Below are 10,546 nucleotides of genomic sequence, written 5' to 3'. Positions count from 1 at the left end.
AACCGTTTCCGTTTGGCAGCGGTTTTTGTTCTATAAATAGACCAAAGTATGATTATATATTGTCACCACTAATATTATATGGTAAGTTTTTTTTCTACACGTAAAAGAAACTAAAAATAATTATTCGTTTTCAATAAATGAAGTTTACGATAAAATAAATAGATAAGACTAGTAATAATAGATCAAATACGTATTATAGAATCAAACTGAACCGAAAGTGAGTGATCCATTTGGATCTTCTATCAATAAAAAACCCGCGTTTTCTAAAAAAACTATCAAATAATGAGCTTGAACAGTTAAGCGCAGAGATCCGTCAATTTTTAATCAATAAACTTTCTGAAACAGGTGGACATATTGGGCCAAACCTTGGTGTTGTTGAGCTAACAATCGCTTTACATAAAGTATTCGATAGCCCAAAGGATAAATTTATTTGGGATGTTGGTCACCAATCATATGTTCATAAAATTTTAACTGGTCGTGCTAAAGAATTTGATACTTTACGTCAATATAAAGGGTTATGTGGATTCCCGAAGAGAAACGAATCAGAACATGATGTGTGGGAAACCGGTCATAGTTCAACCTCCTTGTCGGCGGCTATGGGGATGGCGATTGCTCGGGATATCAAAAAAACAAAAGAACATATTATTCCAATAATTGGCGATGGTGCCCTAACGGGTGGTATGGCTTTAGAAGCATTGAATCATATCGGTGATGAGAAGAAGGATATGATTGTAGTCCTTAATGATAATGAAATGTCAATTGCGCCAAATGTAGGTGCATTGCATAATGTTTTAGGGCGATTACGAACTGCTGGAAAATACCATTGGGTTAAGGATGAACTCGAATATATATTAAAGAAAATCCCTGCAGTAGGTGGAAAATTAGCATCAACAGCTGAAAGATTAAAGGATAGCTTAAAATATATGCTTGTCTCAGGTGTGTTTTTTGAGGAATTAGGATTCACCTATTTAGGTCCAGTTGATGGGCATAATTATGAAGATTTATTTGAAAATCTCCAATATGCTAAAAAAACAAAAGGCCCAGTGCTTCTTCATGTTATTACAAAAAAAGGGAAAGGGTATCAGCCTGCTGAGACTGATAAAGTTGGTACTTGGCATGGTACAGGTCCATATAAGATTGAAACAGGTGATTTTGTTAAACCTAAAGTAGTAGGGCCAGCTTGGAGTAAACTAGTTAGTGAAACAGTCAGAAAGCTAGCACGTGAAGATAAACGTATTGTTGCTATTACCCCAGCTATGCCTGTTGGTTCTAAGCTTGAAGGTTTTGCTGAAGAGTTTCCTGATCGCATGTTTGATGTTGGGATTGCTGAACAGCATGCTACAACGTTAGCAGCTGGCTTAGCGACTCAAAATATGAAGCCATTCCTGGCGATTTATTCTACGTTTCTACAACGTGCATATGACCAAGTTTTACATGATATTTGTCGACAAAACTTAAATGTATTTATCGGAATTGATCGAGCAGGACTTGTTGGTGCAGATGGCGAGACACATCAAGGTGTGTTTGATATTGCCTTTTTAAGACATATTCCAAACATGGTACTGATGATGGCCAAAGATGAAAATGAAGGGCAACATTTAGTTAATACTGCCCTTAAATACGATGATGGTCCGATTGCTATGCGCTATGCTCGTGGAAATGGACTTGGTGTAAAGATGGATGAAGAGCTAAAAGAAATCCCTATCGGTACATGGGAAGTTTTAAGAGATGGCACAGATGCTGTAATTTTAACCTTTGGTACAACGATTGAGATGGCATTAGAAGCAGCAGATGAAATGGCAAGACGTGGTCTATCTATTCGGGTTGTTAATGCACGATTTATAAAGCCAATGGATGAAAAAATGCTACATGATATCTTCTTAGAGGGTATTCCAGTTTTAACGATTGAAGAGGCTATTTTACAAGGTGGTTTTGGTAGTGCAGTCCTAGAATTTGCACAAGAAAACCATTATGTTCAAGCATTGATTTCTCGAATCGGAATTCCGGATCGATTCATTGAACATGGAAGTGTTTCGAAATTGTTAGAGGAGATTGGCATGACGACAGAAAATGTCATTGAAACATTAACATCAATGATTCCGACAAAGGAGAAAAGAGTATTAAAATCATGAGTAATAGCAAAAAGGAAAGATTAGATATCCTATTAGTCGAGAACGGCTTATTTGAATCGAGAGAAAAGGCAAAAAGAGCGATCATGGCTGGGATTGTTTATGGGAATGAGGAACGACTTGATAAACCAGGCGAAAAGGTTTCACGCGATCTTGTTCTTACGATTAAAGGTAATACGTTACCTTATGTGAGTAGAGGCGGATTAAAGCTAGAAAAAGCATTAAAGGTCTTTGATGTGTATTTAGCTGATAAGATTATGATTGATATTGGTTCCTCTACAGGTGGGTTTACAGACTGTGCTCTGCAAAATGGTGTAAAACTTTCATATGCAGTGGATGTTGGGTACAATCAATTAGCATGGAAGCTTAGACAGGACGAACGTGTTGTTGTAATGGAACGAACTAATTTTCGTTACTCAACACCTGCAGATTTTAATAAAGGGCTACCTGAATTCGCTTCTATAGATGTTTCATTTATTTCCTTAAAATTAATCTTACCGGTGCTTAAAACAATCCTTATGCCACATAGTGATGTTGTTGCATTAGTGAAGCCACAGTTTGAGGCAGGTAGGGAATTAGTTGGGAAAAAAGGGATTGTTCGTGATCCAAAAGTCCATGAACAAGTTTTACAGGAAATCATTCAATTTTCGATGTCAGAGGGATATGATTTTGTAAACTTATCATTCTCTCCGATTACTGGCGGTGACGGTAATATTGAATTTCTTTTGCATTTACGCTGGGAAGGCACTGAAGAAGGCGGGAGAGACCTTTCTTCTAAGTCACCTAGTGTGATTGTTGAGGAAGCACATAACCAATTGTAAAACAGGGGAATAGCCTTAGCTATTCTCCTGTTTTTTATCAATTAATGTGAAAAATTGGATATTCATGCAAATTAAGATACATATTCATGCATTAGAACTGTCGATACTATGGATGGTTTTATGCATGATTAACAGTGTTAAATTTGATAAAACTGTACTTTTATTGGTTTTTCATATAAGATGTAAGGTATAAACATGCAAAATGCATCGTTGATAAAGGGGTGCTGAAATGAATAAAGGGCAACGTCATATTAAAATTAGAGATATAATTGCAAACAATGATATTGAAACTCAAGATGAATTAGTGGATTTATTAAAGGAAATGGGCTTTAATGTTACACAGGCGACTGTATCTCGAGATATTAAAGAACTACATCTCGTAAAAGTACCTATGCTTGATGGGCGATACAAATATAGCCTTCCTGCAGATCAAAGGTTTAATCCATTACAAAAATTAAAACGTGCATTAATGGATGCATTTGTTAAAATAGACTCAGCAGGGCACATGATTGTTATGAAAACTCTTCCGGGCAATGCAAATGCGATTGGTGCATTAATAGATAATTTAGATTGGGATGAAGTATTAGGAACGATCTGTGGGGATGATACAATATTAATTATTTGTCGCACTTCAGAGGATACAGAAACGATCTCAAAACGATTTTTGGATATGTTATAACAAAAAATACCATTAGCTAAATATATGAAAATTTTTAATAAGAGGTGTGATTCTGTTTGTTAGCGGAATTATCAATAAAAAACTTTGCCATTATTGAATCCTTATCGATTTCATTTGAAAAAGGTCTTACGGTTTTAACTGGAGAAACAGGTGCAGGGAAATCCATTATTATCGATGCTATTCACTTATTAGCAGGTGGAAGAGGCTCTGCTGAATTTATACGTTATGGTGAAAAACGAGCAGAGCTTGAGGGGCTATTTCTTATTGATGAATTAGATCATCCTGTTTATACGAAGTGTGAGGAACTTGGGATTGATGTTAATGATGGAATGATTATACTTAGAAGAGACTTAACTACGTCTGGGAAAAGTATATGCAGAATTAATGGCAAGCTTGTAACGATCGCTATATTACGAGAAGTAGGACAATATTTAGTCGATATCCACGGACAGCATGATAATCAAGAGCTGATGAATGATGAAAATCATTTGAAATTGCTTGATCAATATGGTGGTCAAAAAATAACAAAGGCATTAGAAGGTTATTTAGAAATATATAAACAATATGATGCACTTCGGAAAAAAATTACGCAGCTTTCAGAGAATGAACAAGAAATGGCTCATCGATTAGATTTGCTACAATTTCAATTAGATGAAATTACGAATGCAAACTTGCAACCAAAAGAGGATGAACTGTTACAGGAAGAAAAAATCCAAATCTCAAATTTTGAAAAAATTTATGAATCACTTAACAATAGCTATAATTCATTACATGGTGAGCATCGTGGTTTGGATTGGGTTGGACATGCGATGAGTAACTTAGAGGAAATAGCTTCAATAAATAGCAATTTAAAGGAATTATCTGAAGTTGTTTCAAATGCATATTATCAGCTTGAGGATTTGTCATATCAAGTGCGAAATGAATTAGAGTCATTAGAATTTGACCCAGAAAGACTAAATTATGTTGAAAGTCGTTTAAATGAAATAAACCATCTTAAACGAAAATATGGACAATCTGTTGAGGAAATTTTAATTTATTCAGCAAAAATTGAAGAGGAGTTAGATACGATTAAAAATCGTGATAACCATCTGAGTAAATTACAAAAAGAGCTTGATTCGGTGTTAAAGGATTTAGTCTTAGAGGCAAATAATTTAACGATTATTCGAAAGAAATTAGCGAATGTATTAACAGAAGAAATTCATAAAGAATTAAAAGAGCTCTATATGGATAAAACAACCTTTGAGGTTAAGTTTATCACAAAGCCTCTGTCAGATACTGAACAAAAATTCACATCAACTGGAATTGACAATGTTGAATTTTATTTATCAACAAATCCAGGAGAACCGTTAAAACCATTAAATAAAACTGCATCAGGTGGAGAGCTTTCTAGAATTATGTTAGCAATGAAAAGTATTTTTTCACAGCATCAAGGAATTACGTCAATTATATTTGATGAGGTTGATACTGGTGTAAGCGGTCGAGTTGCACAGGCAATAGCTGAAAAAATATATCGTGTTTCCAACGGTTCACAGGTGTTATGTATTACACATCTTCCTCAAGTTGCAGCAATGGCTGATACACATCTTTATATTGCAAAGGAAATTAAAGATGGACGAACAAAAACAAGTGTGAAGCCGCTTGAGGAGACTGAAAAGATAAAAGAAATCGGACGAATGATTGCTGGTGCTCAAGTAACTGAGCTTTCAAAGGAACATGCTAAGGAACTGCTTGAATTAGCGAATACATCAAAACGGTAAAAGCTGCCATTAGGCGGCTTTTTCTAATATTATTTTTCATTTTTCTAATTATAATATAACGAGGCAAAACAACAAATATACATGATAATTAAAAGAAAACCTTTAATTTTCTTATGTTTCCTGTTATAAATCATCATGCAAAAGGCTAAATTAAAACTGTAGCCATATATAGATGTGGTGTGTGTTAGGAGCGAGGAGAGTGAAGGTTTTTGCAGACAGATAAAATGAGAAAAATAATTGGTGTAATTCTCCTTGTTTCACTTATGGGTTTAGGATTTGTTAAAGAAGTTAAGGAATACGTTAAATTACCGAATCAAATCTTTGTATTTGAATCACAGGTAGCAAGCGTTCAAAGTTCAATACCTGCTAATACCTCTGAAGAAGTAAAAGAGGCGTTTACAGTTCAGAAAAATAGTGATGGAAAAACAATTGATGTTCACGGGAAAAAAGCTGGTGAAGGAGAAGTTGTTTTTGACTTAGCTGGCTTTCCTGTAAAAAAAATCGGTGTTAATGTCTTACCGGATTTCAAGGTCATACCTGGTGGGCAATCAATAGGAGTAAAACTAAATACTCTTGGCGTATTGGTGGTGGGACATCACCAAGTAAATACTTCTGAAGGAAAAAAATCACCTGGTGAACTAGCAGGTGTTCAGGTTGGTGACATAATCACAAACATTAATGGACAAAAAATTGAGCAAATGAGTGATGTGACACCGTTTATCCAAGACGCAGGTAAAACAGGTAAGCCTCTCGAATTAGTTTTGAAAAGAGAAAATAGTGAAGTGAAGACAAAATTATATCCTTTAAAAGATGAAAATGATAGTTCCTATCGAATTGGTTTATATATTAGAGACTCAGCAGCAGGTATAGGAACGATGACGTTTTATGATCCTAAATCAAAAAAATATGGAGCTTTAGGACATGTTATTTCTGATATGGATACGAAAAAACCAATTGTTGTTGATGATGGGCAAATTGTTCGCTCGACAGTAACCTCTATCGAAAAGGGGAGCAATGGTAATCCTGGTGAGAAGCTTGCGAGATTCTCAGGTGATCGACAAGTGATTGGAAATATTACACGAAATAGCCCATTTGGTATTTTTGGCGAGCTACATCAAGAGATAAAGAACGGGCTTATTGATAAAGCTTTACCAATTGCTCTTTCAAATGAAGTAAAAGAAGGTCCAGCCAAAATCTTAACTGTCGTTGAAAACGACAAGGTGGAAGAATTTGATGTAGAAGTAGTAAGCTCTGTTCCACAAAAATTTCCTGCAACAAAAGGAATGGTCATTAAAATTACAGATAAAAGACTTTTAGAAAAAACCGGTGGAATTGTACAGGGAATGAGCGGTAGTCCAATTATCCAAAATGGAAAAGTTATTGGAGCTGTAACACATGTTTTTGTTAATGACCCAACAAGCGGTTATGGCGTTCATATCGAATGGATGTTAAATGAAGCAGGTATCGATATTTATGAAAAACAACAACAAAAGGTAAGTTGAATGAAGGCTGTCAAGAGTTATTCTTGACAGTTTTTTATTTTACAGCTTTCAATTTCTTTTATTGTTATGTAAAATAAAGAAGAAAAGATTTTTCGACAAAAGTACTTTTATAAAATCTGTCAAATGACATATTTGGTCGAAAAAGCGAGCGTTTTGAAGAAAAAGGGAGATAATCTACATTTTTTAAAGTTTTTTAAAAAAATAAAAGGAATTCTTCTCACATTGTCGAAATTGTTAGGTATAATCTGTATAGATATAAGATAAATTGGCAAAAAGAGACTGAGGAGGACAAATTTGTGAGCAAAATAAAAGTTTGTATCGTTGATGATAATCGGGAGCTTGTAGGGTTACTAGAGGAGTACCTTTCAAGCCAAGATGATATGGAAGTAATTGGTTTAGCTTATAATGGTCAAGAATGTTTAACAATGTTAAAAGATAAAACTCCAGATGTATTAGTATTAGATATTATTATGCCACATTTAGATGGTTTAGGTGTTTTAGAAAGACTAAGACAATTTGAAGGTCCACAACCAAATGTGATTATGCTGACTGCTTTTGGTCAGGAAGATGTAACTAAGAAAGCAGTTGATCTTGGTGCAGCTTATTTCATTCTAAAACCATTTGATATGGAAGGCTTAGCTAGTCATATACGTCAAGTGAGCGGAAATGCAGCACCTCTAATTAAACGTACTAGTACGACAATTAGAACATCCAATGAATCCCAAGGAAAAGGGAAAAATCTTGATGCGAGCATTACAAGCATCATACATGAAATTGGTGTACCAGCACATATAAAAGGCTATTTATACTTACGTGAAGCAATCTCAATGGTTTACAATGATATTGAATTACTTGGTTCGATCACAAAGGTGCTTTATCCAGACATTGCAAAAAAATACAACACAACTGCATCACGTGTTGAACGAGCAATCCGCCATGCAATCGAAGTCGCATGGAGTCGTGGGAATATTGAATCCATTTCGTCTTTATTCGGTTATACAGTAAGCATGACAAAAGCAAAGCCAACAAATAGTGAATTTATTGCGATGGTAGCAGATAAGCTTCGTTTGGAGCATAAGGCTAGCTGAGCGGGCTTGATGCTTGTATTGTCAAGGGATTGAAGTGAATTGTAAAATTTGGATAACTGACACAAGTTACCAACTAATTTTTAATTATATACCGGTTACTGTTAAACCTTCCTATTTATTGGTTAAATACCAAAAAGGGAGGTTTTTTCTATGTCTAAGATTGAATTTTAAATAGAAAATTTAATATTTTACTGTGATTCAAAGAATTGGTCACGAAAAACATTAGCGAGCTATGAGCAAACATTGAAGCTCTTTCGGGTTTATTTGGAGAAAGAACTGAAAATTACAGATATCAACAAAGTAAAATCTGTACACATTAGACAATATGTCAAATATTTACGAGAAAGAGGAAAGTACACAGTTGTTTCAAGTGAAAAATCTAGAAAAATAAATCATCCTGATCATAGGCATGACTTTAATAAATCTATTTCGGAATCTACTGTTGCTAACTATTTACGCAATATAAAGGTAGTTTTCAACTTATTTGAATCAGAAAGGGAAATAAAAATAAATCCAGTATCTAATATCAAAAATATTAAGCCTAAAAGAAAGCAAAAGGCATTACTAGATGTTGAGGAAATTAGAAGGGGATTAGAGAGTACATTGGACCTGACAGTTTTCCATTCCTACAGGTGATGGGTTCAAACAAGACTTATGCTTAATATTTAATGCTGTAGTCCAAAATGGTGGATGTAAAGACAATTCAATTCTTCTAAATACAGCTCAAGAGATAGTTTTTATATTTAAGAACTGAACATCCGTTATGGGATTAGCAGCTTACGATAGTGATTCTAAATCAATGTTGCAATACTAGTGGATTACTCAGTACACTACACCAATCGCTGATTTTGAAGCAATCTGTGCTTATGTAAGACAGAAAAGTTGTATTAGAGATGCCTACTTAACATAACAATGGCGAATAGGCAAGTTATGAATCCTATTGATATGGTATATTGTTTCAGATAACGAAATACCCAGGATTTTAACTTTGGCATTTCTAACATATTTGAATAAAAATACGTAAAAAGAGACAAATTTAACGCAAAAACCCCTGAAACTAGACTGACATTGTCATATGAGACAGGAATAAAACACCCTCTTAGGCTGCCATATTACCAAATTCTATTGGTGTGTGGTAGCCTAATTTTTCCTGGATACGCTCTTCATTGTAATATTTCATATATTGGTCTACATGCTCTCTAACTTTCTCAAGAGACATTGAGTTAAATTTTACATACTGAAATTCCTCAGATTTTAAATTTGAGTGGAACGACTCAATTACCGCATTGTCCCAACAGTTCCCCCTTCTAGACATGCTACTCACCAAATTCTTTTCTTTCACAAACTTTTGGTACGAATATGAAGTATATACACTACCTTGATCTGAATGTATGATAACTCCTTTTGGGTTTCCCCTTGCTTCTAAAGCCTCTTTCAATGTATCAATAACTAAAGGAGTTTGTTGGTGTGTATATAACTTGTAAGACACAATTTGATTATTATATAAGTCCATTATGGTTGATAGATACAGTGTAGATGAACCATATTGAATGTAAGTTATATCTGTTACCCACTTCTGGTTAGGCAAAGATGCAGTGAATTCTCGTTGTAAGAGGTTTGGGGCAACTATAACTGATTCACCTTGAGATTTCCATTTACGCTTAGGCTTTACTCGGCATTGTAGATGGTGTTTCTGCATTATTCGTTGAACGGTATTACGATTTAACTCGATTTGATATTTACGTTTTAATAATTTTTTAATTTTCCGGTGCCCATAACGATATTTAGTCTCTTTACAGAGTGAAATAATCGCTTCTTCTTTGTTAGATAGTTCGCTTTGTTGAGATGCCACCCAACGATAGTAGGTAGCTCTAGGAATGTTTAAAGCCAACAATATAGCTGTAACTGTATATTTTTTACGTAATTTTTGAACTAACTGAAGAACTACTTCTTTTTCAACTCCTTTTCGATCTCCAAATACTTTTTTAAGATTTCATTCTCCTGTTTTAAATGTGTGATTTGACGGTCTTTCTTTTCCTCGTCACTCTGTGTATCAGGCCCATGTCCATATGTATACTGTTTACCTATAGGCTGATTGAATCTGTGAACTTGATTTTCACGATACCATTTCATCCATGTTTTAATTTGGGATACATTCTTTATTCCATACTTTTTCATAATTTCTTCATTTGTGAACTGACCACTCATCTTGTCCTTAACTACTGCCCATTTTGTTTCACTTGTATATACGTTTTTGCCCACGCAAAAACACCTCCGAATTAGTACTTTTAATAAGTGTACCATTTCAAAGGTGTTTTATAGTGTCTCATTTAACTAGGTTAGTCTAAACACATACCGGGGTTTTTATTAATTTATTTTTTCTTTCCACAAATTATACACTTTTCAGTGTAGTAATCATATTTATGGTATTTGCGTAAAAAACAAAGAATCGATTTCAACTTTTTCATTTGCTGTAGCTCCTTAGATGTTAAGATGATATTAACGATCATACAGAACTAATGTTATTCAACTATTACGAACGATTTAAAAAATATGACAATACTATTAAA

At 34.4% G+C, this 10,546-nt stretch carries 8 protein-coding genes; 7 read left to right on the top strand and 1 reads right to left on the bottom strand.

The genetic code is table 11. From position 1 onward, the window contains the following. The first annotated feature begins 230 nt into the window (after positions 1-230). The 7 genes from dxs to HU235_RS11175 all read left to right on the top strand — a co-directional run bounded on the left by dxs (position 231) and on the right by HU235_RS11175 (position 8,612). Positions 231-2,132 (top strand): 1-deoxy-D-xylulose-5-phosphate synthase, encoded by a 1,902-nt coding sequence (gene dxs, locus HU235_RS11205; protein WP_095299886.1) that lies wholly within the window; start codon positions 231-233, stop codon positions 2,130-2,132. Then, complete coding sequence (locus HU235_RS11200) at positions 2,129-2,950, top strand: TlyA family RNA methyltransferase (RefSeq protein WP_174880275.1); 822 nt, start codon at positions 2,129-2,131, stop codon at positions 2,948-2,950. The genes dxs and HU235_RS11200 overlap by 4 nt, the downstream gene beginning before the upstream one ends. A 229-nt stretch (positions 2,951-3,179) precedes the next feature. Next, positions 3,180-3,629, top strand: coding sequence for a transcriptional regulator AhrC/ArgR (ahrC, locus tag HU235_RS11195; protein ID WP_095299888.1), 450 nt, complete (start codon positions 3,180-3,182; stop codon positions 3,627-3,629). Positions 3,630-3,685: 56 nt separating this feature from the next. After that, positions 3,686-5,386, top strand: coding sequence for a DNA repair protein RecN (gene recN / locus HU235_RS11190; RefSeq protein ID WP_174880274.1), 1,701 nt, complete (start codon positions 3,686-3,688; stop codon positions 5,384-5,386). Positions 5,387-5,610: 224 nt separating this feature from the next. Then, a complete protein-coding gene (gene spoIVB, locus HU235_RS11185; RefSeq protein ID WP_233452203.1) occupies positions 5,611-6,888 on the top strand; it encodes a SpoIVB peptidase in 1,278 nt (425 codons plus the stop codon). A gap of 296 nt (positions 6,889-7,184) precedes the next feature. Continuing rightward, positions 7,185-7,976, top strand: a complete 792-nt coding sequence (spo0A, locus tag HU235_RS11180) for a sporulation transcription factor Spo0A (RefSeq protein ID WP_095299891.1) — start codon at positions 7,185-7,187, stop codon at positions 7,974-7,976. A 171-nt stretch (positions 7,977-8,147) separates the two neighbouring features. Next, positions 8,148-8,612: a site-specific integrase gene (locus tag HU235_RS11175; RefSeq protein WP_325100939.1), complete on the top strand. Its 465-nt coding sequence runs from the start codon at positions 8,148-8,150 to the stop codon at positions 8,610-8,612. A 463-nt stretch (positions 8,613-9,075) separates the two neighbouring features. Here HU235_RS11175 and HU235_RS11170 read toward each other — a convergent pair. Continuing rightward, positions 9,076-10,238 (bottom strand): IS3 family transposase gene (locus HU235_RS11170; RefSeq protein ID WP_174880272.1). Its coding sequence is split into 2 segments (ribosomal slippage): positions 9,076-9,962 and positions 9,962-10,238, totalling 1,164 coding nucleotides; the frame shifts between segments, so codons are not numbered across the junction. Between the last annotated feature and the right edge of the window lie 308 nt (positions 10,239-10,546).

The sequence above is a fragment of the Metabacillus niabensis genome (genome assembly GCF_902829255.1).
In the GTDB taxonomy this organism is placed as follows: Bacteria; Bacillota; Bacilli; order Bacillales; family Bacillaceae; genus Metabacillus; species Metabacillus niabensis.
Note: the sequence above shows the minus strand (reverse complement) of the source record. Positions and strands in the feature narration are given on the sequence as shown.